Below are 23,666 nucleotides of genomic sequence, written 5' to 3'. Positions count from 1 at the left end.
CGTGAGATCGGCGGGCTGTTTCGTTCGTGACGGACGGAGCCAACCGCCGGACCCCTGACGGATGTCATGTCGCGCGCGTGACGTGCGGCAGCGGGGTGCAGACGGGCACGGGCGCAGGATGACATCCATGACGCTAACCACAGTTACCGAGACCGCTCCCGGGGCCGCCACCGGGGTGACCGCGGTCGATCTGAACGGCGTGGTCAGACGCTACGGCACGGTGACCGCTGTCGACGGCGTGTCGCTGCGGATCCGGGCCGGCGAGGTGGTCGCGCTGCTGGGCCCCAACGGCGCCGGTAAGACCACCACAGTGGACATGCTGCTCGGGCTGCAGCGACCGGACGAGGGCACAGTCGAGGTGTACGGGCAGGCCCCGCAGCACGCGGTCGCGCTCGGGCTGGTCTCCGCGGTCATGCAGACCGGCGGGCTGCTCAAGGACTACACGGTCGAGGAGACGGTGCGGCTGACCGCGGTGCTGTTCGGCAAGCCGCGTTCCGCGGTCGGCGAGGCGCTCGAACGGGCCGGCCTGACCGACATCGCCAAGCGCCTCGTCGGCAAGTGCTCCGGCGGCCAGCAGCAGCGGCTGCGGTTCGCGATGGCGCTGCTGCCCGACCCGGAGCTGCTGATCCTCGACGAGCCCACCACGGGGATGGACGTGGCCGGCCGCCACGACTTCTGGACGGCGATCCGCGCCGACGCCCGGCGGGGCCGCACGGTCATCTTCGCCACCCACTACCTGGAGGAGGCGGACGCGTACGCCGACCGGGTGGTGTTCGTGCGGCGCGGGCGCATCGTGGCGGACGGCACCGCCGCCGAGGTCAAGGCGCTGGCCTCCGGGCGCACGGTGCGCGCGACGCTTCCGGGCGCGGCCGAGCCCGACCTCGCCGCGATCCCCGGGGTCGACCGTGCCGAGGTGCGCGGCGACACCGTGTTCCTGCACGGAAACGACACCGACGGGATCGCCCGGCACCTGCTCACCCGTACCGCCGCCCGGGATCTGGAAATCACCAGCCGCAACCTTGAGGACGCGTTCCTAGCACTCACCGCCGACGAGGAGGACGCCCGATGACCGCCACCACCACGCACCCGCGCTCGCTGCCGACGCTCGGCGGGTTCAACCTGGGCATGATCGGGCTTGAGCTGCGCAGGATGCTACGCAACCGCCGCACGATCGTGTTCACACTCCTCATGCCGGCGGTGCTGTTCCTGCTGTTCGGCAAGGGTGGCGATTACCGCGCCGAACGGCTCGGCGACGGCAACGTCACCGCCTACATCATGGTCAGCATGGCCGTGTACGGGGCGATGCTCGCCACCACGTCGGGCGGCGCGATGGTGTCGATCGAACGGGCCGCCGGGTGGAGCCGCCAGCTGCGCCTCACCCCGCTGCGCCCGCTCGCCTACATCGCCGTGAAGCTTGTCCTGGCCATGATGATCGGCGCGGTGTCGGTGGCCGTCGCGTTCACGGTCGGCGCGTTCTCCGGGGCGGAAATGCCCTGGTACGCGTGGGTGGCCTGCGGCCTGCTGGCCTGGGGGTGCGCGCTTGTGTTCGCCGCGTTCGGCCTGTTCATGGGCTACCTGCTGCCAAGCGAGAACATCATGCAGATCCTCGGCCCGGTGCTCGGCGTGCTGTCCTTCGCCGGTGGGCTGTTCGTGCCGCTGGACCAGTTCGGCACCACGTTCGCCACGATCGCGAAGTTCACACCCGTGTACGGCGTCGGCGAGATCGCCCGCTATCCGCTGACCCACGAGGGCGACCTGTGGCTTGCGGTGCTCAACGTGACCGTCTGGACCGCGCTGTTCGCCGCCGGTGCGATGTGGCGATTCCGGCGGGACACCGCGCGCGTATGAGCCGTACGGTTCCGGGTATGACGGCGACGGGCGGCCCACCCCGCTTCGGCTGGGTGTTCGCCGCCATGTGGCTGTTCTACCTCGGTGGCACCGTCGACGTGCTGCGGGCCCAGCCGGATCCGTACTGGCGGGTCATCGGCCTGACGTCGGTCGCCGCGTTCGCCGTCTGCTTCCTCTTCCTGATGTCGAGGATCCGGCACCTCCGCCGCAACGGGGGCTCGGCCCGGTACACCTGGCCGGCGCTCGTCCTGCTGCTCCTGCTGTGTGGGTTGCAGGTGCCGGGCGCCGGCGACGCCGCGCTTACCTGTCTGGTGTTCATCGCCGCGCTGGCGATGGTGAGCCTGCCGCTGGGCCAGGCCACGCCGCTCGCGCTCGCCCTGTTCGCCGTCGCGGAGGTCCTGCCCCGGGTGGTGCACGGCTGGGCCGACGGGGGTTACGGCCTTGCGGTGCTGCTGGGCTCGATCGCCACGTATGGCATGCGGGTGGCAGAGGAACGCGGGCGGCGGCTGGTCGCCGCCCACCACGAGTTGGCCGACCGGGCCGTGGCCGACGAGCGGGCCCGGATCGCCGCCGACCTGCACGACATCCTCGGGCACTCGCTTACCGTGGTGACAGTGAAGGCGGAGCTGGCGCAGCGGCTGCTCGACGTCGACATCGCGCGGGCCCGCAAGGAGCTGGCCGATCTGGAGGCGCTGGCCCGGGACGCGCTCGCGGACGTGCGGGCGACCGCGATGGGGGTGCGCGGCATCAGCCTGGCCGGTGAGATCGCCGCCGCCCGTGAGGCCTTGGCCGCCGCGGACGTCGAGGCGGAGCTGCCCGGGGCCGCCGACGAGGTACCCACCCGCAATCGGGAGCTGTTCGCCTGGACGATCCGCGAGGCCGTCACAAACGTGGTGCGGCACAGCGGGGCCCGGCACGTGCGGGTGCGACTCGCCCCGGCCAGTGTGGAGATCATCGACGACGGTGTGGGCCCGTGCGCCACCACCGGCGGTCAGGGTCTGGCCGGGTTGCGGCGGCGTGCCGAGGCCCACGGCGCCCGGCTGACCACCGGCCCGACCGGCGACAAACCCGGATTCCGGGTGTACGTGGAGGTACCGACATGATCAAACTGCTGCTCGCCGACGACCAGGCTCTGGTGCGTGGCGCGATGGCCGCCCTGCTCGACCTGGAGTCCGACCTGACAGTCGTCGCCGAGGTCGGCCGCGGCGACGAGGTGGTCGCCGCCGCGCTGGACACCGTCCCGGACGTGGCCCTGCTTGACATCGAGATGCCAGGATGCGACGGGGTCACCGCCGCCCGCGCGCTGCGCCAGGCGCTGCCCTCGGTGCGGGTGCTGATGGTGACCACATTCGGCCGGGCCGGCTATCTGCGCCAGGCGATGGCGGCCGGCGCGGCCGGTTTCGTTGTCAAGGACACCCCGGCCCGCCAGCTCGCCGACGCGGTCCGCCGGGTGCACGGGGGCCTGCGGGTGGTCGACCCGGCGCTGGCCGCGCAGTCGCTGGCGCAGGGCGACTCGCCGCTTACCGAGCGGGAGACCGGGGTGCTGCGTGCCGCCCGGGACGGTGGCACGGTCGCCGACATCGCCGGCGAGCTGCACCTGTCCGAGGGCACCGTCCGCAACCACCTGTCGGCGGCGATCGGCAAGACCGGGGCCCGCACCCGCGCCGAGGCGGTACGCCTGGCCGTCGAGAACGGCTGGCTGCTCACCTGACCCGGCCCGGGTGGGGAAGGCCGGGTCTCAGTCGCCGTCGGGCAGGCCGATCGCGAACGTCTCCTCGAGGTCATGCTGCGAATAGGCACGGAACGCGATGTGCGACTCCGTGTTCAGCACCCCGTCCACCTTCGAGATGCTCCCGGCGATGACCTCGGCGATCTGCTCGAACTGACGCACGCGGACGATCGCGATCAGATCAACATGGCCCGCGGTCGAATACACCTCACTCACCCCGGGCAGCGCGGCCAGCGTCTCGGCCACCTCCGGGATCGAGTCGGTGGCACAGTCGATGAGGACGATCGCGGTGATCACCGGACAGCTCCCTTGATAGGCAAGACTCGGATCAGCTCATGCTATCGGCACCCCGGCCGCCACGGTCAGCTCGTCGCCGACCCGGATCGCCGACGCGAGCGTCTCGCCCGCGTGCACCCGGCCCCCGGCCCACACGACCGAGTCCCGCACATCTCCGTCGATCCGCGCGCCGGCCCCGATCACTGACCGCTCCACCACCACGCCGGGCGCGATCACGGCGGTCTCGGCGATCAGCGGCGCGGTGTGCAGGTTCGCGGCCAGGTAGAGGGGCGGCGTGCCGGTGTCCAGATAGGTGCCGGCGTAGGGCACGACGGACAGTGCACCCTCGCGCTCCGCGGGCCGCCAGACGGACCGTACAACCTCGTGCTTCTGATCCGGAAGTGTCGCCACGAACCGCCAGGGGATCAGCGAGAACCCGGCGAAGTCGTAGTCGCCGAACTCGCCGGCTCCGGACGCGGCGGGCCGCCCGAGCATCCGCACCGAGGTCCCGTCCCATCCGTCGAGCAGCGCGGCGATGTCCGCCCCGGGATCACGATCCGGATCATGGAGGTACGCGTCCGCGTTGCCGAGCAGCACGCCGCGCCCGTCCACCCAGGATCGCAGCCTGGCGAGCCCACCCCCGGTCCCGAGCGGCCCGTCCGGCTCCACCGACACGTGCGCGCGCCCCGTCACGTGCCGGGCCACCGCCTCCCCGAGATAGGCCGCGTTGACTGCGGCCGGCAGCCCCAGCGCCTCCACCCGGGCCAGCGCCCGGTCAAGCAGCGGCACGTTGCCGACCGGGCACAGCGCCTTCGGCACGGTCGCCGTCAGCGGCCGCAGACGCTGCCCCTCCCCGGCGGCCAGGATGACCGCGGCGAGGTCGCTCATCGCCGCGTGGGGATGGACGGGACGGCGCCCGGCGCGGCCTGCGGGCCGATGCCGAACATGCCGAGCAGCCGGCCGGTCGCGGGGGAGAGCTTCGGCAGGTCGTCGAGCGAGTACCAGCCGATCTCAAGCACCTCGGCGCCGTCCGCGCGGATCGGGGCGGTCGAGGCGGGCACGAAGGCGTGGTAGCACATGTCGACCCACCCCTTCGCGTGGACGATCGCGTTCGGCGTGGCCGGGATCAGGTCGTCGCGGGTCAGCTTGAGGCCGGTCTCCTCGTGCAACTCGCGGAGGGCGCCGTCGATCGGGGCCTCCTTGCGCTGCAGCAGTCCGGCGGGGAGCGTCCAGCTGACGGACGGGGGCTGGAGTTGCAAAAGCAGACGGCCGGGCGCGGGCGCCTCGGAGTCGTGCACGAACACCACGGCCCCGACGACGTACTTCGGCACCACCGCACGGACTATTCGGCGGCGGACGACAAGCGGCAACCTGTAGAAGGTGCCGTAGGCGATGGCGCGGAGCGTGGTGGAGTGGCGGAGATTCACATTTGCAAGGCTAGTGGGTGGGCCCTCAGTCCGGGTGATCCACCGAGGCGACCAGTTTCCGTGCCAGGTCGTCGGGGTCGACCGTGCGGTCGAAGACGGCGACGAGAAGCGTCTCCAGGTCCGGGTAGCCGAGCTGTTCGGCGAGGCGCAGCAGCGGGCGCTCGCTGGCCAGGCCGCGGTTGTGCTCGCGCAGCAGCGTCAGGCCGATCGTGGCACGCCCGAGGCGCACCTTGTCGGTGATCGTCATGCCCGGCGCGTCCTCCTCGGCGAACCGGCGGTTGAGCGTCAGCTGCGCGTGCGAGGTCTTGACGTGGTCGAGCCAGTCACGGTGCGGGCCGGAGGTGCCGTCGTCGTCCAGGATCAGCTCGACGACGTCGCCCTCGGCCAGCTCGGAGAGCATCGGCGCGGTCCGCCCGTTGATCGTCACGGCCACGCAGCGGTCGCCTGACTCCGTGCCGACCTCGTAGGCCAGGTCGACGGAGGTAGCACCGAGGGGCAGCATCATCGGCCGCCCCTCGCAGAAAACCTGGATCTGTGACTCGGCGAGCTCACATCGGAGCGAGCTGAGGAAGACGGCCGCGTCCTTCGCCTCGGGCTCCCAGTCGAGCACCCGATGCAGCCAGTCGAGCTGTTCCGCACCCTCACCACGGGCGACGAGCTTGGGGAACCGGTACGGCGCCGCCACCCCGTACTCCGCGAGGCGGTGCATGGCCTCGGTGCGGATGAGCACCTCGACAGTCTTGCCCTCCGGCCCGGTGATCGTGGTGTGCAGCGAGCGGTAGAGGTTGTTCTTCGGCGAGGCGATGAAGTCCTTGAACCGGCCGGGGACCGGGCGCCACTTGGTGTGGATCGCGCCGAGCGCCATGTAGCAGTCGGTCTCCGACCCGTCGATCACGATCGCGACGCGGGGCAGGTCGAACGGCGTGGTGTAGTCGCCGCGGACCGTGTCCTTCCAGATCGAGTAGAGGTGCCGGGGGCGGGGCGACACGGTGGCGCTCACCCGCTGGCGGCGCAGCGCGGTCTTGGACTCGTGCACGACGTCGGCCAGGTATTCGTCCCAGCCGGGCCGGTTGGCCACGTGGGTGGCGATCCGCTCGTGCGCGTCCGGCTGGAGGTGGAGCAGCACCACGTCGTCCAGCTCGCGCTTGAGCCACTGGATGCCGAGCTTGTCGCAGAGCGGCACCAGCACGTCAAGCGTGGCCTTGGCGATGCGCTCGCGAGAGGCGTTGGAGCGGGCGCCGAGCGTGCGCATGTTGTGCACCCGGTCGGCCAGCTTGATGATCAGCACCCGGACGTCCTTGCCGGCCGCCACGATCATCTTGCGGATCGTCTCGGACTCCGCGGACTTGCCGTAGAACGCCTTGTCGAACTTGGTCACGCCGTCGACCAGGTGGGCCACCTCGTCGCCGAAGTCCCCGCGAAGAGCCTCCAACGTGTACGACGTGTCCTCGACCGTGTCGTGCAGCAGCGCCGCGATGAGCGTGGTCGTGTCCATCCCCATCTCGGCGAGGATCTCCGCGACCGCGAGCGGATGTGTGATGTACGGATCGCCGCTCTTGCGCATCTGCCCCCGGTGACAGTTGTCCGCGACCCGGTACGCGTGCCGCAGCGTCGCGAGATCTCCGGACGGATGAATCGACCGGTGCGTCTTGACCAGCGATGTGACCGGGTCGTTCTCCGGCGGCTGCCAGGAGAGCAGCGACCGCAGCCTCCTGGTCAAAGACACGTCGGGGGAGGGCAGTGCACGTCCTAGTGCGGCGCCGTGGCCGGCGTCGACGTCCACCCGGACACCTCCTCAATAAGCCGCTTCTGCCATGAAACGAGCGCGGCCCGGAACAGTGTTGCTCTACAGCCTATGCGAGGCTTCGTCATGCAAATGGTTACTTGCCTATGACCGAACGGCTGAGTTATTTGCCGAAAAGGCCCCTTCCGCCCTGGCCAGGAGCTCGCCGAAGCGTGCGGCACCCCGTGCGGGTGACGACCACGTGTCAGTCATCTCCACCAACCGGGTCTCCGGACGCTCCAGCCAGGCAAGGATGCGCTCCGTCTCCTCGGCGGTCGCAGCCGGGGTCGGTCCCGGACCGGGCCGTACCGTCTCCGCGGTCAGCCGCAACGACTCGATCGTGGCGCGCGGATGCTGCCGCGGCGGGGAGACACCGGCCGCGGCCAGCCGCCCGTGCCGGACGATCGCCAGGTCCCAGCCGCCACCCGCGTGCGGCCGCGCCGCCACCAGCTCCCGCTGTGCGGTGAGACCGGTGAGGCGCTGCATGCGGATCAGCGCGCGCAGGATCGCGGCCATCCGCCCCCGGAGCACCGCGGCCTCCTCATAGCGCTGACCCGCGGAGAGCAGCTCGATCCGGGCCATCAGCGCGGTCACCAGCGGGCCAGGGTCCGCGGTCACGGCGTCCCGGAACGGCGCCGCTGCCATCGCGTCGTAGTCGTCCACCGTGATCCGGTGGTCGCACGGTGCCGGGCAGCGGCCCAGCTCGGCCAGCGCGCAGGCCGGCGTCTTGATGCGGACCGACAGCTTGTGCCCGCACTGCCGGATCGGGATCGCATCGTAGACGCCGGACGCGGCCAGCTCGGCCGAGCGTTTGGAGCTGAACGGACCGAGATAGGTCCCGCCGTCGTCGGCCAACTGCCGCACCATGGACAGCCGGGGGTACGGATCGGTGGTCAACTTCAGCCAGACCACCCGTTCGGGGAACTTCGACCGCCTGTTGTACGGCGGTGCGTGCGCCGCGATCAGCCGCAGCTCCCGTACCTCCGCCTCCAGCCCGTGCGCGCACTCGATCGCCTCGACCCGGACCGCCGCGTTGAGCATCTCCGAGATCCGCGCCCGCTTCTCCGCGGCGGTGAAGTAGCTGCGCACCCGGGTGCCGATGTCCACCGAGGTGCCCACGTAGAGCGCGCGGTCGTCGGCGGCCCGGAACACGTACACCCCCGGGACCTTGGGCAGCCCTTCGGCCAGGTGCTTCTTGCGACGCTGGGTCGGGGTCACCGCCTTCGCGAACTCGATCGCCTCGCCGAGCGTGGACACATTGTGGCTGCCCAGCCGGTCGAACAGGCCGTGCAGCACGTCCACTGTCGCGCGCGCGTCGTCAAGTGCGCGGTGGGTCGGCGCGACCTCGGTGCGGAAGAACGCGGCGAGCGTGCCCAGCTTCCGGTTCGGCACCTCGTCGCGGGTCAGCGCGCGGCGGGCCAGCGCGGCGGTGTCAAGCACCTTCACGTTCGGCCACTCGTAGCCGAGGCGGGCGCAGGCGGCCTTCAGGAAACCCACGTCGTACGGCGCGTTGTGCGCGACGAGCACCGCTCCGCCGAGGAACTCGAGGAACGCGGGCAGCACCTCCTCGAACGGCGGCGCGGGCGCGAGCATCGCCTCGGTGATGCCGGTCAGCACCGTGATGAACGGCGGAATCGCCTCGCCCGGATTGACAAGCGTGCCGAGCACGCCCAGCTCCACGCCGCCGCGGACCTTGACGGCGCCGATCTCGGTGATGCCGATCGCGTTGCTGCCGTCCGGCTTGGCCGGTGCGCCGCCGGTCGTCTCCAGGTCGACCACCACGAACGTGACCCCGGAGAGCGGCACCGCGAGGGGGTCGTCGAGCAGCATGCCCTGGACGAAGTTATCGGTCTGTGCCACCAGGGCACCCTAGGTGCCGGGTCCGACACTTCTTTACCGGGTGACCGCAGAGTAGCCTTGGCACCCTAGACGAGATCAAATGCCGCTGTCGCGCGGTCGGGGGCCGTACGGTGGGAGACTTGGCGTATGTCCGTACCGGCGCCGCCCGACGACCGCACCCCCGAGGTAGCGGCGCCGTTCCCTGCCCTCGTCCGGTTGCCGGAGTCCGCGGAGTCGCTTGATCTCGCCGAGTCCGCCGAGCCGATCCTTCCCGAGCAGGTCCGCCAGCGGGTGGTCACGCTTACCGCCGCGCTGCTTCCGGGTCTGCCGCACGAGGAGATGCCGGACGTGCTGCGCAAGGTGGCCCGGTTCGCGCCGAACCGGCGTGCCCGGCTCGGCGGCACCGCGATCGCCGCCCAGCTCGCCGCGGACCCGCTCTTCCGTCAGCGGATCGGCCGCAAGGCCGCGAGCGAGGCCGGTGACCTGGGCACCGCCATCGCGGAGGGCACCGCGGTCGGCGCGGCCGAGCCGGTCGAGGTCGCCGCGCTGGCCTACCTGGTCCGCCCGACCGGCTGGTTCGACCTGGTCGCGGCCGCCGGTGATGCGGTCCGGGCCGAGGCGGACAGCGCCGCGGTGAGCGAGGCCGTGCGCCTCGCCGAGCAGCGGGCCAGCCGTGCCGACCACGACCGCACTGTCGCCCGCGTCGAGGCCGACAAGCTCCGCGACGAGCTGGCCCGGGTCCGCGAGGAGCTGGGGCAGCTGCGCGAGGAGCACCGCACCACCGCCCGGGCGTTGCGCGAGACCCAGGCCCGGGAGCGCAAGGCCACCGAGATGCTCGCCACCGAGAAGGGCCGGGCCAAGAGCGCGGCCGACCGGCACGACCAGGAGCTGCGCAAACTCCGGTCCAAGCTGGCCGATGCGGAGGCGACCGCAACAGGCGCCCGGCAGATGGCCCGGGACACGAGATCCGCGGACGACGCCCGGCTCTGGCTGCTCCTGGAGACGATCGGCCAGGCCGCCAGCGGTCTGCGCCGTGAGCTGGCCATCGGCCCGACCGACAGGCGCCCCGCCGACCAGGTCGCGGACGCCACCGCCGTGCGGCCGGACGCGCCGGACCGGGTCGGGCCGCGTGCCACCGACACCGACGACCCGGCCCGCCTGGACCAGCTGCTCGCGCTGCCCAAGGCGCACCTGGTCGTGGACGGCTACAACGTCACCAAGCGCGGCTGGTCCGAGATGTCCCTTGAGCACCAGCGCAAGCGCCTGATCACCGGCCTCGGCGGGATCGCGGCGCAGACCGGCGACGAGGTGACCTGCGTCTTCGACGGCGCGGAACGGCAGCACGGCCTGCCCCCGGCGCCGCGCGGCGTGCGGGTGCTCTTCTCCCGCAAGGGCGAGACCGCGGACGAGCTGATCCGCCGCCTGGTGCGCAACGAGCCGGAAGGCCGGCCGGTGATCGTGGTGTCCTCCGACCGGGAGGTCGCGGACGGCGTCCGCCGCCACGGCGCCTACCCGATGGCCGCGGACTCCCTGCTCAGACGCCTCTCCCGGGCGTAGCTACGGATTCTTGTCATACCCGTCACCTAGCGTGTATGACAGGAATCCGTGAGGAGGACCGATGCTCATCGACTGCGACACATGCGCCGTCCGTGGCACGGGCTGCGCAGGTTGCGCCATCCACGCTCTGTTCGACATGCCACCCGAGATCGAGCGGCTCACGCTCGACGAGATCCAGGCCATCGAGGTGCTCGCCCGTGCGGGCCTCGACCCGGAGATCGTCGAGGTGCCGGCCGAGTCCGTGCCCCGCACCCCCCTACGTCTCGTCCCGCTCCGCCGGGACGTCGCCTAGCATCACTGCCCATGACCCCTCGCTGGTGGGCAGTGCTCACGCTCGGCGGCCTGGCCGTCGCGCTGCTCGCCGTCGCGCTGCTGACGATCCCCTGGCAGCGCCCGCCCGCACCGCGCGCCGACCAGGTCGCCGCGCTCGCCACGCTGCCCGGAGAGCAGGTCGAGCGCGCCCGTGAGTTCCGGGCCACGCTGCGCCCGTCCACCTGGGGCGGCCTGGCGCTCGGCCTCGTACTGGCACTCCTGCTCGGTCTGACGCCGCTCGGTGCCCGCCTGGTCGAGCTGTGCGGCCGCCCGTTCGGCGACCACTGGGTGGCGCAGGCGCTTCTCGGCGGCTTCGCAGTGGTGTTCCTCGCCGACCTGCTCACGCTTCCGATCGGCGCCTGGCGGCACACGGTGCTGGTCCGCTACGGCCTCTCCACCCAGGGCTGGGGCGGCTGGGCGGCCGACCTGCTCAAGTCGTACGCGGTGAGCGCGGTCATCGGCGGCCTCGTCCTGCTCGGCTTCTACACGCTCACCCGCCTCGCGCCGCAGTGGTGGTGGGCGTTCGGTGCGGCAGGCGCGGCCGTGCTCGTCGTGCTGCTCTCCTTCGTGCTGCCGGTGCTTGTCGAGCCGGTCTTCAACCGGTTCACCCCGATGGCGGACGGGCCGCTGCGCACCGAACTGATGCATTTGGCCGCGCGGGACGGCGTCCCGGTCAAGGAGGTGCTCGTCGCGGACGCGTCCCGGCGCACCCGGGCCGTCAACGCGTACGTGTCAGGCTTCGGCCCGACCCGCCGCATCGTCGTCTACGACACGCTTCTCGAGGAGGCCACGCCGGCGGAGGTCGCGTCCGTCGCGGCGCACGAGCTCGGCCACGCGGCGGACAACGACGTGTTCACCGGCACGCTGCTCGGCGCGCTCGGTGCCGCCGCCGCGGTCGTCGCGCTCTACCTGCTCGGCTCCTGGACCGGCGTGCTGCGCGCGGCAGGCGTCGACTCGATCGGCGAGCCCCGGGCGATCGCGCTTGTCATCGCGGTGGCCACTGTCGCCGGGCTGGTCTCGTCGCCGGTCCAGGCGTTCGTCAGCCGCCGCATCGAGGCCCGTGCGGACGCGCACGCGCTCGCGCTCACCGGCGACGCCGCCACGTTCGAGTCCATGCAGGCGCGGCTGTCCACGGTCAACCTCGGCGACCCGGACCCGCCCCGCTGGGAATACCTGTACGGCGCCACCCATCCCTCCACTGTGGAACGGATGGCCGCGGCCCGCGCCTACGATCGAGGGGAGCGCTGACCGCGTTGACCAAGACCCTGCTGGTGACGAACGACTTTCCGCCCCGCCCCGGCGGCATCCAGTCGTTCGTGCACAACCTCGCCCTCCGCCAGCCCGCGGAGAGCGTCGTCGTCTACACGTCCAGCTGGAAGGGCTCCGACGCGTTCGACGCGGTCCAGCCGTTCGAGGTGATCCGGGAGAGCACGTCAGTGCTGCTGCCCACGGCCGCGGTCGCCCGCCGCGCCGCCGAGCTGGCCCGGGCCCACGGCTGCGACACGGTCTGGTTCGGCGCCGCCGCACCGCTCGGCCTGCTCGCGGACGGACTGCGCCGCCGCGCCGGAATCACCCACGCGGTCGCACAGACCCACGGCCACGAGGTCGGCTGGGCCGCGCTGCCCGGCGCCCGCCAGCTGCTGCGCCGCATCGCCCGCGGCACCGACGTGATCACCTACCTCGGCGAGTACACCCGCACCCGGCTGGACGGCGCGCTGCACGGCCTCACCGACCTGCAGCGGCTCGCGCCCGGCGTGGACGTGGATGCGTACCACCCGGGCGCCGGCCGCGACGAGATCCGGGCCCGGCACCGGCTCGGCGACCGCCCGGTGCTTGTCTGCGTCTCCCGGCTGGTCGCGCGCAAGGGGCAGGACACGCTGATCCGCGCGTTCCCGGAGATCCGCAGGCGGGTGCCGGACGCGGCGCTGCTGCTTGTCGGCGGCGGCCCCTACCGGCAGACGCTGGAACGGCTGGCCCGGGACCAGGGCGTGGAGCAGCACGTCGTCTTCACCGGCAGCGTGCCGTGGGCGGAGCTTCCCGCGCACTACGCGGCCGGCGACGTCTACGCGATGCCGTGCCGCACGCGCAACCGCGGGCTCGACGTCGAGGGCCTGGGCATCGTCTACCTCGAAGCGTCGGCCACCGGGCTGCCGGTCATCGCGGGCGACTCCGGCGGGGCGCCGGACGCGGTCCTGGAGGACCGCACCGGTTACGTCGTCGGCGGCCGCGACCTCGCCGCGCTCACCGGCCGGGCCGTGGAGCTGCTGACGGATCGTGAGCTGGCCGCCCGGCTGGGCGCGGCCGGACGGGAGTGGGTCGGCAAGGAGTGGCGCTGGGAGCAGCAGGCGGCCCGCATGACGGCGCTGCTCAACCCCACAATCTAGAGCTATTTTCCCGCTTCCGCGGTGGTCCGGCCCGCATGCTCCCGCGGGCCGCGGTTCCGCCGTGCAAGGACCATCCGGGTGAGCTGCGTGAATGAGTAGTCCCGGGGGTTAGCGCCGGGCATCCACGTGTGTCGTACTGAACAGCGTGACGACTGTGGATGCCGACACCGACGAGGATGTCGAACTGGAAGTCCCGTACTACCTCAAGAGCAGCGTCGAGGCGGCCAGCGCCGGCTTCTGGCGCATGCTCCGCCGCCTCCCCCGGCTGTTACAGGAAGCCTGGCGTCTCGCCTGGGAGAGCAGCCGGGGCATCACGCTCGCGGTCGTCCTCCTCCAGCTCGCGGCCGGCGTCGTCGGCGCGGTCGGGCTGGTAAGCGTGGTCGGCGTGCTGGACGGCCTGCTGGCCGAGGGGCCGACCCCGGAGCGGATCAGGGCCGCGATCCCGTCCGTGCTGGTCTTCGCCGGCGCCAGTGCGGCCCGCACGCTGCTCACCTCCGCCGGGACCGCGGCCCACGGCCGGCTCTCCCCGCTTGTGAGTCAGACCGCGGAGCTGCGGCTGCTTGAGCTGACCACCCGCGCGGACCTCGCGGTCTTCGACGACGCGGAGTGGCGGGACACCATGCACCGCGCGCGGGACCGGGGCGTCTACGCCTCACAGGCCCTCGTGGACCAGGCGATCAGCCTGGGTACGAACGTGATCTCGCTTGTCGCAGCCGGCGGCGTGCTCACGGTGCTTCATCCCGCGCTGTTGCCGCTGCTTGTGCTTGCGGTGGTGCCGACCGCGTGGGCGGCGGTCCGGTCCGCGCGGCTGAACTGGCGGCAGCGGATGCGCCTGTCCGCGCTGTACCGGCGCCGCTACATGCTCTCCGACCTGCTCGCGGACCGCGACGCCGCGCCGGAGCTGCGGGCGTTCACGCTTCGCGGTTTTCTGCTCGGCGAGGTCCGGCGACTGCTCGAGGTGCAGACCCGGGCGCAGATCCAGGTGATGGAACGGCAGGTCAGGACGACGCTTGTGGGTACCGCGCTGGGCGCCTGCGCGACCGGGCTGACGTACACGCTGATGATCTGGCTTTTGATGACCGGGCGGATGGAGCTGGCGGTCGGTGGCGCCGCGGCCTATGCGATAGGCGTCGGCATCGGTGCGCTGTCCCAGGTCGCGTTCACGGTCCGGCACCTCTACGAGGAGGGCCTGAGCTTCGCGGACTACGAGGCGTTCTGTGAGCTGGCGCGCACGCACGCGGAGCCGCATGGCATCCGGGACGCGCCGCGCAGCTTCGACGAGCTGCGGGTCGAGAACGTGAGCTTCCGCTATCCGGGCGGTGAGAAGCAGGCGCTGAAGGACGTGTCGCTGACGTTGCGGCGCGGTCAGACGGTCGCGTTGGTCGGCGAGAACGGGTCCGGCAAGTCCACGCTCGCGAAGATCCTCGCCGGGCTCTACCGGCCGGAGAGCGGCACGGTGAGCTGGGACGGCGTGACGCTTGACGACTACGGCCCGGAGAGCGTCCGGGAGGGCGTCGCGGTGGTGATGCAGGAGCCGACCCGCTGGCCGCTCAAGGCGAAGGACAACATCGTGATCGGCCGGTACGACCGGGAGGCCGGTGACGACGCCGTGGTGGACGCCGCGCGGGCCGGCGACGCGCACGACTTCATCGTCGAGCTGCCCCGCCAGTACGAGACGCTGCTGTCCCGGCACTTCACCGACGGTGCGGATCTGTCCGGCGGCCAGTGGCAGCGGCTCGCGGTGAGTCGCGCCTTCTTCCGTGATGCCGCGCTGCTGATCTGCGACGAGCCCACCGCGAACCTGGACGCCCGCGCGGAGCACGACGTCTACCAGCGGCTGCGTGAGCTTGCCGAGGGCCGCACGGTCGTGTTGATCACGCACCGGCTGGCAAGCGTGCGCACCGCGGACGTGATCCTGGTGTTCGACCACGGCACGCTTGCCGAGCAGGGCGACCACGACACGCTGATGGCGCTCGGCGGCCTCTACGCGGAGCTGTTCACGCTGCAGGCGGAGGCGTACTCAAGCCGCTAGGTGCGCGTCGATCACGGACGGCGGGCCCGGGTGGCCGAAGTGCCAGCCCTGCGCGGAGTCGCAGCCGATCGCGCGCAGCCGGGCCGCCTGGTCCGCGGTCTCCACGTTCTCCGCGGTGACGATCAGGTCAAGCGTGTGTGCGAGCGTCACAAGCGTCGCCATGATCTTCTCGTCGACCGGGGAGTCGCCGGTGCGCAGGCCCTCGACGAACGCGCCCGCCACCTTCAGCTCGCGGACCGGCAGGTGCCGCAGGTACGCGAGGTTCGAGTAGCCGGTGCCGAAGTCGTCGATGGCCAGCCGGATGCCCATCGACGCCAGCGCGTCAAGCACGCCGAGGTCCACGCCGGCCATCGCGTCGCTCTCGGTGATCTCCAGTTGTAGCCGGGCCGGTGGCAGCCCGGTGCGCTCCAGCACCTCGGTGACCTCAGCTATCAGGCCCGGGTCGCCGATCTGCCGGACCGCCAGGTTGACGCTTACGAACGGCGCCTCCGGGCTCGCGTCAAGCCAGCGCCGGGCCTGCGCGCACGCCTCGCCGAGCACCCACGCGCCGAGCCGGACGATCAGCCCCGACTCCTCGGCCAAGCCGACGAACGTGTCCGGCCGGAGCACGCCGAGCGTCGGATGCCGCCAGCGGACCAGCGCCTCGACGCCGCGCAGCCGGCCGCCGTCAAGCGCGACAAGCGGCTGGTAGTCCACGAAGAACTCGCCGCGTTCAAGCGCGGCCGGCATGGACGAGGAGAGCGTGTAGCGGGCGATCTCGCTCTCGTTGCGCTCCGCGTCGAACAGCGCCCAGCGCCGCTTGCCGCCCTGTTTGGCCCAGTGCAGCGTGACGTCGGCCGCGCGCATCACATCGCTCGGGGAGGAGCCCTCGGTCTCCCGCTCCACGATGCCGATGCTTGCGGAGACGCCGAGCCGCTGCCCGTCCACCTCGACCGGCTCGTTGATCGCGGTGAGCGCGGAGTCCGCCACCTTGAGCGCGTCCTCGGTGCAGGTGGTGTCCTCGATCAGGATCACGAACTCGTCGCCGCCGAGCCGGGCCACCAGGTGCTCGCCGACGCTGCGCCGCAGCCGCCGTCCCACCTCGATCAGCAGCTGGTCGCCGGCGTGGTGGCCGAGCGTGTCGTTGACCATCTTGAAGCCGTCCAGGTCCACGAAGCAGACCGCGAGCCGCCGCCCGGGGGCGGTGAACGCGGCGCGCAGCCGGTCCGTGAAGAGCGCGCGGTTCGGCAGGCCGGTCAGCGAGTCGTGGGTGGCCTGGTGGCGGAACCGGGCCTCGCTCTCACGAAGCGCCGCCTCGGCCTGCTCGCGGGCGACCATCGCGGCCCGGCGGATCGACTCCTGCTCGTCGAGCGTGCGGTCGCGCAACGCCCGGGCGTAGCCGGTCGAGACGGTGCCGAGCAGCCGCGCCATCCGCCCGCCGCTGTCAGACAGGCCGAGGTCGCGCAAAAATCTCTGATCAAGGACCTCGATGGTACGGCCGAGCCCTTCCGCGGACACCACATGTGCCCTGACCAGCGAGCTTCCCACGCGGTAGCCGCGGCGGATGCTGAACGGCTCGGCCAGCAGCGCGTCCCGCAGGTCGCGGGTCAGCGTGGCCAGCTGCTCCTCAAGCTCGCCCTGGCTCATCGGGATGTAGCTGGTCCCGGAGATCGCCTTGGCCCACGCACGGGCGAACGCGGCGACCCCTTCCTCGCGCTCAATCACCAAGCCTGCCCACGCCGCCCATGAAGACCACCCGGTCCGCGTCCTCGATGTTGTCCGTCGGATCCGGGCGCCACAGCGGCACCCACACCAGCCCCGGCTCCAGAAGCGTGAACCCGCCGAAGTAGGGCAGCAGCGCCTTGCGACTGCGGGCCCGCAGCAGGTTGTCCGTCTGCCGGTAGACCACGAGCGTCTCGAACGCCTCCTCCTCGGTGCGGCCCTCGTCGCTGGCCTGGGAGAGCACCAGGTAGCTGCCCGGGGCGAGCGCGCCGCGGACCCGGGCGATCAGTCCGGCCGGGTCGTCCTCGTCCGGGATGAAGTGCGTGACGGCGACGATCAGCACCGCCATCGGCTGCGTGAAGTCGAGCAGCGCCCGGATCTCCGGAGCATTCACGATCGCTTCCGGGGTACGCAGGTCCGCCTGGATCACCACGGTCTGCTCGTTGCCGGCCAGGATCTCGCGCGCGTGCGCCACAGCGACCGGGTCGGTGTCCACGTAGGCGACGCGCGCGTCCGGCACCTCCTGCTGCGCGATCTCGTGCACGTTGCCCACGGTCGGGATGCCGGACCCGATGTCGAGGAACTGCCGCACGCCCCGCGACGCGAGGTAGCGGACGGCCCGGCGCATGAACGCGCGGTTCGCCTGGGCCATCAGCGGCGCCTCGGGGACGGCCGCGATCATCGCCTGCGCCGCCGCCCGGTCGACCGCGAAGTTGTGCGACCCGCCGAGGTAGTAGTCGTACATGCGGGCGACGCTCGGCCGCTCGATGTCGATGCTCTCCGGTGCCCACTCGGGCCGCTGCATGTCACCCCTGAAGTCATGATTTATCGGTATCCAGGCATTTCGTGCCCAGGAACGAGGCCGCTGCCATTCTGCCCGTTCCGTGCCCGGCTATCCAGAGCGCGCGGTTTGCAGATCCCCGGCGCAAGAGGTGACGGCGGTAACCGGATCAACCCCTGGGTATTTCCTACCTGACGTGTCAGGATTTGCCGGTGGACGGAGACCCGCTGGTCGGAGCGGTGGTCGTCGGCGTGGTACTGCTGGCCGCGACCGCGTTCGCCCTGTGGCGCCGCGCTCGCGCCGGCCGGATGAGACCGGAGGCCGACGTGGACCTGCTCGACCCCGCGCTGCGGGAGGCGCTCGGCGTCGTACCCGGCGAGGTCACGCTGTTGCAGTTCTCCACCGCGTTCTGCACGCCCTGCCGTGCCGCCCGCGCGGTGCTGGCCGGCGTCGACCGCGACGTGGCAGGCGTCCGGCACGTCGAAGTGGACGCGGAGAGCCACCTGGACGCGGTGCGCGCGCTGAACATCTGGCAGACGCCGACCACGCTCGTGATCGACGCCGAGACGCGGATCGTCGGCCGGGCCGGGGGAGTGCCGACCCGTCCACAGGTGCTCGCGGCCGTCGCGGCGCTGGGAAGAACCACCGAGAAAGAAGCTTGATGAACGGCATAGATCCGCGCGGCCCCCGCTTCGGCGCCGCGCTCACGACAATCGTCCTGGTGGTCGTGCTGATCACCGGCTCCGGATGGCTCGCGCTGGCCCAGGCGGTGGTCTTCGCGATCACCGCGTACGACCTGCGCCTCGGCCCGTACGGCTTCCTCTACCGCAGGCTTGTCGCGCCGCGGCTGGGACCGCCCGCCGAGTTGGAGGCGCCGGAGCCGCCCCGCTTCGCCCAGCTGGTCGGCATGGTCTTCACAGTGGTCGCCACGATCGGATATCTCTTCGGCGCGCCTGTGGTCGGCCTGGTGTTCGCGGCCTTCGCGCTCTTCGCCGCATTCCTCAACGCCGCGTTCGGCTTCTGCCTGGGCTGCGAGATGTATCTGGCCATCCGCCGATTGGCCACCAGATAACACCTGACCGGGTCGCCGGTAACACCATAAAGGTGAACGCGCCTCAGACTCTAAGGCGCGTTCACCTTTATGGGAATCGTTCAGAACTTCGGTGCGTCAGGCGCTTCCAGAAGGCCGAGCCGCAGCGCCGTCATCAGGGCCTGAGCACGATTAGCCGCGCCCAGCTTCTCGTACAACTTGGAAATGTGCGTCTTCGCCGTGGACTCGCTGACGAAGAGCTGCTTCGCGATGCCGGCCACGCTCATGCCGTCCGCGAGCAGGCGCAGCACCTGGCCCTCACGCGGGGACAGCTGCGGGCCGGACGGCGCGAGCCGCCGCTTCATCGCCTCGGCCAGGTCGGCCGCGGTGAACGCGCTGGGGGCGGAGGCGGCGTGCCGTGCGGCGGCCACCACCTCGTCGGCCGGCGCGGTCTTCGGCACGAACGCGGACGCACCCGCCTCAAGCGCGCCGAAGAGCTGGTCATCACCCGCATACATGGTGAGGACGACGATGCCCATTGTGGTGCTGTTCTTCCGGAGCGCCCGGGTGGCCTCCAGTCCGCTGCCGTCCGGCAGGCGAAGGTCCATGATGACCACGTCGGGCTGGAGGGCGCCGGCCTGACGCACCGCCTCGGCGGCGGTGGCGGCCTCACCGACCACCTCGAACTGCCGGTCGCGCTCGAATGCGTGCCGGAGTCCCTTTCGGATCAAGTCGTGATCGTCGACAAGAAGGACCTTGGTACGCGTCGTCGGCGCAGGGCTGGTCGACATAGCTCGGGTTACTCCCCTTCTGGTGCGTTGACGCTATCGCGCACGCTATCGCGTCGGGGCGAGGTTCCGAGTACCACCGCCACCGTCGTACCACTCGGATTCCGCGGCCTAATCTCCAGGCGGCCACGGATACGTTCCGCTCTCTCATTCATGATCGCAAGACCGTACCGGCCGTCCGGTCGCTTATCTGCCATTCCCTGTCCATCGTCCGACACTTCGATGCGTGCGTAAGGGGGGTCCACCTCGCAGGTGACCCAGAGATTCGACGCGCCCGCGTGTTTGCGTGCGTTCGTGATCGCCTCCTGCGCGATGCGCAGCATCTCCGCCTCGGTCGCGGCCGGCAGCCGGGCCGTGGACTCGTCAAGTGTGTAGTGCACGCGCAGGCCCGCGGCGGAACCGACGGTGCGTGCGTACTCCGCGATCGCGCCCGCCAGGCCGCCGTGCCGGTCGACCTCGGAGCGCAGCTCGAACAGGGACAACCGTAGCTCAGTGATCACACGGGTGACCTCGCCGCGCAGCGTGCGCAGCTCCTCCGCGGTCTCCTTCGCGTCCTCCGGGAGAGTGGCGAGCGCGTTGTCGATGCCGTAGCCGACCATCACCAGCTCCTGCGCGACCCCGTCATGGATCTCCCGGGCCAGCCGCTGCCGCTCCTCGTTTGTGGCAAGCGAGCGCACCTCGTCGAAGAGCAGCGCGGCCTCCAGGCGCAGCGCGGCCGGGCCGGTCACCGACGTCACCTTCGCCACCACCGGCGCCGGATAGGCCAGGCTGGTGTTGCTCTCCACCACCACGAGCCCGATCGACCGTACGCCCGCGACAAGCGGCACCACGAGCGCGGACACCTCGGCACCCCGGTGCGACCGGGACTGCGAGCGGCTGGCCGTGGCCGGCTGCTGGCTGGCCCACGCGTCCGCGACCGCGGAGTCGGCGTCCAGATTGGTCTCCCAGTCGACCCGTTCCATCGCGGACTGCGCGAGCACCACCAGGCGCCCGCCGCCGCTCGCGGTGAGCACGGCGGCCCGGTCCGCGGGCGCGACCGCGCGCAACTCCTCAAGCAGGTGGTCCGCGATGCCGCCCGGGTCAAGCGTGGCGCCGGGGAGCGAGCGGGCGACGCTGCGCAGCTGGGTCAGCAGGCGCGTCGCCTCCGCGTACGGCTGGGGCTTGGTCTCCCGCACCAGCATCCACCTCCGCAGCGTGTCCGCGGCGAACGTGCCCAGCCCACCCAGGATCAACCACTGCGCGCAGACCGCCATGTACCCGATCTGGGCGATCTGCGGCCCGGTAGCCGTCATGTTCACCGCGCCGCTGGCCAGCAGCGTGCCGGCGGCCGCGCCGAGCAGCACCGCGCCCTCGCGGGAGCGCCGTTGCAGCGCCGCGACGGTGAGCGGCACCGCCAGGTACGGCAGGATCACCTCGGCGCCGACGCCCGGGCCGAGGCTGCCGACCGCGCTGGCCGCGCCGGCCACGTCGCTTGCCGCGAGGCCCACCACGACGACCTCGGCGAAGCGGGCGGCCGGCGCGAGGATGCGGTGCCGGGGCGCGATGACGCCGGGGATGCTGAGGAACAGCAACCCCACGATCCACCAGAGCCGTTCCGGGTCGCGGGTGGTGATCAGCGTGAGCAGCGCGACGAGCGCCAGCATGACGAAGCGAGCCGCGACCGCCAGAGGATGCGGACGTGGGGCGACGGGGGGTGAGGCGGCCACTCCGGGATGCTATCGCCTGCCCGCAGTTCCCCGGTCACTTGGTGTAGATGGCCGCGATCTCATCCGCGTAGTTCTTGTGGACCACGTTGCGCTTCACCTTCAGCGAGGGCGTCAGCTCACCTGTCTCCTCGGTGAAGTCGTGGCCCAGGATGCGGAACACCTTGATCGCCTCGGCGCCGGACACCGCCTTGTTCGCGTCGTCGACCGCGCGCTGGATCTCGGCCCGCAACGCCGCGTCCGCCCGCAGGCCGGCGACGCTGCTGCCGGCCTCGTGCCCGTTCGCGGCCAGCCAGCCCGGCCAGGCCTCCTCGTCGATGGTGATCAGCGCCGCGATGAACGGCTGCCGGTCGCCGACAAGCACGCTCTGGCTGATCAGCGGGTGCGCGCGGAGCCGGTCCTCGAGCACGGCGGGCGCCACGTTCTTGCCGCCCGCGGTCACGATGATCTCCTTCTTCCGCCCGGTGATCGAGAGGAAGCCGTCCGAGTCAAGCTCACCGAGGTCGCCGGTGCGGAACCAGCCGTCGTCGTCAAGCACCTCGCGCGTCGCGTCCGGGTTGTTCCAGTACCTGTGGAACACGATCTCGCTCTGCACCAGGATCTCGCCGTCGTCAGCGATCCGGACGGTGACGCCGGGCAGCGGGCGGCCGATCGTGCCGATCCGGATCGCGCTCGGAATGTTCGCCGCGACCGCCGGCGAGGTCTCGGTCAGGCCGTAGCCCTCCATCACAAGCACGCCGATGCCGCGGTAGAAGTGGGCCAGCCGGGCCCCGAGCGGCGCGCCGCCGGAGACCGCGTCAGTGCACTTCCCGCCCATCGCGGCGCGCAGCTTTCCGTAGACCAGCCTGTCGAACAGCGCGTGCCGGGCCCGCAGCGCCAGGCCGGGCCCGCCCTTGGACTCCAGCGCCTCGCTGTACGCGATCGCTGTCGCCTCGGCCCGCGCGAAGATCGCCCCCCGGCCGCCGGCCTCCGCCTTCTGCTTCGCGCCGCTGTAGACCTTCTCGAACACGCGCGGTACGGAGAGCAGGAACGTCGGCTTCACCGCGGCCAGGTCCGGCAGCAGCGTCCTGGTGTCCGGCGTGTGCGCGAGCGTGGCCCGGGTGGTCACCACAGCGATCTGGATCAGCCTGGCGAACGCGTGCGCGAGCGGCAGGAACAGCAGCGTGCGGGACTCGCCCTTGAACAGGTGGTCGAACGCGACCACCGCGTTCAGCACCTCGGCGAGCAGGTTGCGGTGGGTCAGCTCGACACCCTTCGGCCGCCCGGTGGTGCCGCTTGTGTAGATGAGCGTGGCGAGGTCGCCGGCGCGTGCCTTCCGGCGGCGCTCCTCGACCTCCTCCGGCTGGATCCGCGCGCCTTCGGCCCGCACCGCGTCCACGCCGCCGGTGTCGAGCTGCCAGACCTCGCGCAGCCGCGGCAGGTCGTCGCGCAGGCCGGCCACGGCGAGCGCGTGCGCGTTCGTCTCCACGAAGACCGCTACCGCGCCGGAATCGGAGAGTATCCAGGAGACCTGCTCCGCGCTCGAGGTCTCGTAGATCGGCACGGTCACGGCGCCGGCCGCCCAGATGGCATAGTCGATGAGCGTCCACTCGTACCGCGTCTTGCTCATCAGCGCGACCCGGTCGCCGGTCTGCACACCGGCCGCGATCAGGCCGCGCGCGACCGCGATCACGTCCGCGTGGAACTCCGCCGCGGTGACCGGGGACCAATGGTCCGCGGACGCGGCGGTGCGCCGGAGGAACGACACGTTCTCCGGGGCGACACGCGCGTTGTCCCAGACCGCATCGGTCAGGGTCATGGTGTCGTCGATCGTGACGACCGGCGGGACGGAGAACTCGCGCACCTGGCAGCTCCTCGGACGGCGGGGGCCCGCGTGACGGCCCGGATACAGCTGAAACGTACCGCCCGGGACGGGGATCCGACACATCCGGGCCGCTCACCCGGGTACCCGGCCCTGGTCGGAGTGAACACCCCCAACTCCATCCGAAAGTGTCGGGGGCGCACGGTAGCCTGCCCGCATGGCGGACTCCTCCACCCAGACGATCGTTATCGCCGCACCGGCCGAGCGCGTCGCCGAGGTCGTTGCCGACTTCGGCGCGTACCCCGAGTGGGCTGACGCCTTCAAGCAGGTCGAGGTCCTCGAGGAGTACGAGGACGGCTATGCCAGCCAGGTCCGTTTCGTGATCGACGCGGGCGTGCTGGCCGATGAGTACACGCTGCAGTACGAGTACGCGGAGGATCTCTCCCGCATCGAGTGGCAGCTTGTCGCACCGTCCAAGATGCAGAAGTCGCAGCGTGGCTCCTACGACATCGCCCCGCACGCGGACGGCGGCACCTCCGTGACGTACACGCTTGAGGTCGACCTTTCGATCACCACGATCGGCATGATCCGGCGCAAGGCGGAGAAGCGCATCATGGATACAGCGCTCAAGGAGCTCAAGCGGCGGGTGGAGAGCCTGCCGGCCGGCTGACACAC

Annotated in this window: 22 protein-coding genes; 12 read left to right on the top strand and 10 right to left on the bottom strand. The window is 71.5% G+C overall.

Annotation, left to right across the window (positions count from 1 at the left end; all coding sequences use genetic code 11):
* The first annotated feature begins 127 nt into the window (after window positions 1-127).
* Genes ACIA8K_RS02285 through ACIA8K_RS02270 form a run of 4 tightly spaced genes read left to right on the top strand, consistent with a single transcriptional unit; the run spans window position 128 to window position 3,559 of the window.
* Window positions 128-1,069 (top strand): ABC transporter ATP-binding protein, encoded by a 942-nt coding sequence (locus tag ACIA8K_RS02285; protein WP_396054016.1) that lies wholly within the window; start codon window positions 128-130, stop codon window positions 1,067-1,069.
* Window positions 1,066-1,848: an ABC transporter permease gene (locus ACIA8K_RS02280; RefSeq protein WP_396054014.1), complete on the top strand. Its 783-nt coding sequence runs from the start codon at window positions 1,066-1,068 to the stop codon at window positions 1,846-1,848. Before ACIA8K_RS02285 ends, ACIA8K_RS02280 begins: the two co-directional genes overlap by 4 nt.
* Window positions 1,849-1,865: 17 nt before the next feature.
* Window positions 1,866-2,951: a sensor histidine kinase gene (locus tag ACIA8K_RS02275; protein ID WP_396054012.1), complete on the top strand. Its 1,086-nt coding sequence runs from the start codon at window positions 1,866-1,868 to the stop codon at window positions 2,949-2,951.
* Window positions 2,948-3,559 (top strand): response regulator, encoded by a 612-nt coding sequence (locus ACIA8K_RS02270; RefSeq protein ID WP_396054010.1) that lies wholly within the window; start codon window positions 2,948-2,950, stop codon window positions 3,557-3,559. Before ACIA8K_RS02275 ends, ACIA8K_RS02270 begins: the two co-directional genes overlap by 4 nt.
* A 27-nt stretch (window positions 3,560-3,586) precedes the next feature.
* Here the strand turns inward: ACIA8K_RS02270 and ACIA8K_RS02265 are convergent, their stop codons facing one another.
* From ACIA8K_RS02265 to ACIA8K_RS02245, 5 genes are all read right to left on the bottom strand, one after another.
* Window positions 3,587-3,874, bottom strand: coding sequence for an Lrp/AsnC family transcriptional regulator (locus ACIA8K_RS02265; protein ID WP_396054007.1), 288 nt, complete (start codon window positions 3,872-3,874; stop codon window positions 3,587-3,589).
* Window positions 3,875-3,910: 36 nt separating this feature from the next.
* Complete coding sequence (locus ACIA8K_RS02260) at window positions 3,911-4,741, bottom strand: NTP transferase domain-containing protein (protein WP_396054005.1); 831 nt, start codon at window positions 4,739-4,741, stop codon at window positions 3,911-3,913.
* Entirely contained in the window at window positions 4,738-5,280 is a 543-nt protein-coding gene (locus tag ACIA8K_RS02255; protein ID WP_396054003.1) for an NUDIX hydrolase, read from the bottom strand. The genes ACIA8K_RS02260 and ACIA8K_RS02255 overlap by 4 nt, the downstream gene beginning before the upstream one ends.
* A 25-nt stretch (window positions 5,281-5,305) precedes the next feature.
* On the bottom strand, window positions 5,306-7,063 hold the full coding sequence (locus tag ACIA8K_RS02250) for a RelA/SpoT family protein (RefSeq protein ID WP_396054001.1): 1,758 nt from the start codon (window positions 7,061-7,063) through the stop codon (window positions 5,306-5,308).
* Between the two features lie 105 nt (window positions 7,064-7,168).
* Window positions 7,169-8,926 (bottom strand): DEDD exonuclease domain-containing protein, encoded by a 1,758-nt coding sequence (locus ACIA8K_RS02245; protein ID WP_396054490.1) that lies wholly within the window; start codon window positions 8,924-8,926, stop codon window positions 7,169-7,171.
* Between the two features lie 123 nt (window positions 8,927-9,049).
* Between ACIA8K_RS02245 and ACIA8K_RS02240 the strand changes: the two genes are divergently transcribed.
* The 5 genes from ACIA8K_RS02240 (at window position 9,050) to ACIA8K_RS02220 (ending at window position 15,187) form a co-directional block, all read left to right on the top strand.
* Window positions 9,050-10,459, top strand: a complete 1,410-nt coding sequence (locus ACIA8K_RS02240) for an NYN domain-containing protein (protein WP_396053999.1) — start codon at window positions 9,050-9,052, stop codon at window positions 10,457-10,459.
* 136 nt (window positions 10,460-10,595) lie between these two features.
* Window positions 10,596-10,751, top strand: a complete 156-nt coding sequence (locus ACIA8K_RS02235) for a hypothetical protein (RefSeq protein ID WP_396053997.1) — start codon at window positions 10,596-10,598, stop codon at window positions 10,749-10,751.
* A gap of 11 nt (window positions 10,752-10,762) precedes the next feature.
* Window positions 10,763-12,019, top strand: coding sequence for a M48 family metallopeptidase (locus ACIA8K_RS02230; protein WP_396053995.1), 1,257 nt, complete (start codon window positions 10,763-10,765; stop codon window positions 12,017-12,019).
* Between the two features lie 5 nt (window positions 12,020-12,024).
* Window positions 12,025-13,155, top strand: a complete 1,131-nt coding sequence (locus ACIA8K_RS02225) for a glycosyltransferase family 4 protein (protein ID WP_396053993.1) — start codon at window positions 12,025-12,027, stop codon at window positions 13,153-13,155.
* Window positions 13,156-13,300: 145 nt separating this feature from the next.
* Window positions 13,301-15,187 (top strand): ABC transporter ATP-binding protein, encoded by a 1,887-nt coding sequence (locus ACIA8K_RS02220; RefSeq protein WP_396053991.1) that lies wholly within the window; start codon window positions 13,301-13,303, stop codon window positions 15,185-15,187.
* On the opposite strand, the gene ACIA8K_RS02215 is transcribed toward ACIA8K_RS02220, so the two are convergent.
* Both ACIA8K_RS02215 and ACIA8K_RS02210 read right to left on the bottom strand, forming a co-directional pair.
* Window positions 15,176-16,813, bottom strand: a complete 1,638-nt coding sequence (locus ACIA8K_RS02215) for a putative bifunctional diguanylate cyclase/phosphodiesterase (protein ID WP_396054488.1) — start codon at window positions 16,811-16,813, stop codon at window positions 15,176-15,178. The genes ACIA8K_RS02220 and ACIA8K_RS02215 overlap by 12 nt on opposite strands.
* A 70-nt stretch (window positions 16,814-16,883) precedes the next feature.
* The gene (locus ACIA8K_RS02210; RefSeq protein ID WP_396053989.1) at window positions 16,884-17,693 is read right to left on the bottom strand and encodes an SAM-dependent methyltransferase; all 810 of its coding nucleotides are present in this window, start codon (window positions 17,691-17,693) and stop codon (window positions 16,884-16,886) included.
* A 188-nt stretch (window positions 17,694-17,881) separates the two neighbouring features.
* Here ACIA8K_RS02210 and ACIA8K_RS02205 point away from each other — a divergent pair, with 188 nt between their 5' ends.
* A complete protein-coding gene (locus ACIA8K_RS02205; RefSeq protein WP_396053987.1) occupies window positions 17,882-18,331 on the top strand; it encodes a TlpA family protein disulfide reductase in 450 nt (149 codons plus the stop codon).
* Window positions 18,331-18,741, top strand: a complete 411-nt coding sequence (locus ACIA8K_RS02200) for a DUF4395 domain-containing protein (RefSeq protein ID WP_396053985.1) — start codon at window positions 18,331-18,333, stop codon at window positions 18,739-18,741. The genes ACIA8K_RS02205 and ACIA8K_RS02200 overlap by 1 nt, the downstream gene beginning before the upstream one ends.
* Before the next feature lie 80 nt (window positions 18,742-18,821).
* Here the strand turns inward: ACIA8K_RS02200 and ACIA8K_RS02195 are convergent, their stop codons facing one another.
* From ACIA8K_RS02195 to ACIA8K_RS02185, 3 genes are read right to left on the bottom strand one after another with little or no spacing between them, the layout of a single operon-like run.
* Window positions 18,822-19,490 carry a response regulator gene (locus ACIA8K_RS02195; RefSeq protein WP_396053983.1) on the bottom strand — a complete coding sequence of 223 codons (669 nt, stop codon included), beginning with the start codon at window positions 19,488-19,490 and terminating at the stop codon, window positions 18,822-18,824.
* A gap of 8 nt (window positions 19,491-19,498) precedes the next feature.
* Window positions 19,499-21,193 (bottom strand): GAF domain-containing sensor histidine kinase, encoded by a 1,695-nt coding sequence (locus ACIA8K_RS02190; RefSeq protein ID WP_396053981.1) that lies wholly within the window; start codon window positions 21,191-21,193, stop codon window positions 19,499-19,501.
* Window positions 21,194-21,227: 34 nt separating this feature from the next.
* Window positions 21,228-23,033 (bottom strand): AMP-dependent synthetase/ligase, encoded by a 1,806-nt coding sequence (locus ACIA8K_RS02185; protein ID WP_396053979.1) that lies wholly within the window; start codon window positions 23,031-23,033, stop codon window positions 21,228-21,230.
* Between the two features lie 175 nt (window positions 23,034-23,208).
* On the opposite strand from ACIA8K_RS02185, the gene ACIA8K_RS02180 reads away from it, so the two are divergent.
* Window positions 23,209-23,661: an SRPBCC family protein gene (locus ACIA8K_RS02180; RefSeq protein ID WP_396053977.1), complete on the top strand. Its 453-nt coding sequence runs from the start codon at window positions 23,209-23,211 to the stop codon at window positions 23,659-23,661.
* The last annotated feature ends 5 nt before the right edge of the window (window positions 23,662-23,666 follow it).

Source organism: Catenuloplanes sp. NPDC051500 (assembly GCF_044454585.1).
Taxonomy (GTDB): Bacteria; Actinomycetota; Actinomycetes; order Mycobacteriales; family Micromonosporaceae; genus Catenuloplanes.
Note: the sequence above shows the minus strand (reverse complement) of the source record. Positions and strands in the feature narration are given on the sequence as shown.

Excerpts from the sequence above, each read along its gene's own strand:
- ACIA8K_RS02285 (WP_396054016.1), top strand. The coding sequence starts at position 128 with ATGACGCTAACCACAGTTACCGAGACCGCTCCCGGGGCCGCCACCGGG.
- ACIA8K_RS02280 (WP_396054014.1), top strand. The coding sequence starts at position 1,066 with ATGACCGCCACCACCACGCACCCGCGCTCGCTGCCGACGCTCGGCGGG.
- ACIA8K_RS02275 (WP_396054012.1), top strand. The coding sequence starts at position 1,866 with ATGACGGCGACGGGCGGCCCACCCCGCTTCGGCTGGGTGTTCGCCGCC.
- ACIA8K_RS02270 (WP_396054010.1), top strand. The coding sequence starts at position 2,948 with ATGATCAAACTGCTGCTCGCCGACGACCAGGCTCTGGTGCGTGGCGCG.
- ACIA8K_RS02260 (WP_396054005.1), bottom strand. The coding sequence starts at position 4,741 with ATGAGCGACCTCGCCGCGGTCATCCTGGCCGCCGGGGAGGGGCAGCGT.
- ACIA8K_RS02240 (WP_396053999.1), top strand. The coding sequence starts at position 9,050 with ATGTCCGTACCGGCGCCGCCCGACGACCGCACCCCCGAGGTAGCGGCG.
- ACIA8K_RS02235 (WP_396053997.1), top strand. The coding sequence starts at position 10,596 with ATGCCACCCGAGATCGAGCGGCTCACGCTCGACGAGATCCAGGCCATC.
- ACIA8K_RS02230 (WP_396053995.1), top strand. The coding sequence starts at position 10,763 with ATGACCCCTCGCTGGTGGGCAGTGCTCACGCTCGGCGGCCTGGCCGTC.
- ACIA8K_RS02215 (WP_396054488.1), bottom strand. The coding sequence starts at position 16,813 with ATGAGCCAGGGCGAGCTTGAGGAGCAGCTGGCCACGCTGACCCGCGAC.
- ACIA8K_RS02210 (WP_396053989.1), bottom strand. The coding sequence starts at position 17,693 with ATGCAGCGGCCCGAGTGGGCACCGGAGAGCATCGACATCGAGCGGCCG.
- ACIA8K_RS02200 (WP_396053985.1), top strand. The coding sequence starts at position 18,331 with ATGAACGGCATAGATCCGCGCGGCCCCCGCTTCGGCGCCGCGCTCACG.
- ACIA8K_RS02195 (WP_396053983.1), bottom strand. The coding sequence starts at position 19,490 with ATGTCGACCAGCCCTGCGCCGACGACGCGTACCAAGGTCCTTCTTGTC.
- ACIA8K_RS02180 (WP_396053977.1), top strand. The coding sequence starts at position 23,209 with ATGGCGGACTCCTCCACCCAGACGATCGTTATCGCCGCACCGGCCGAG.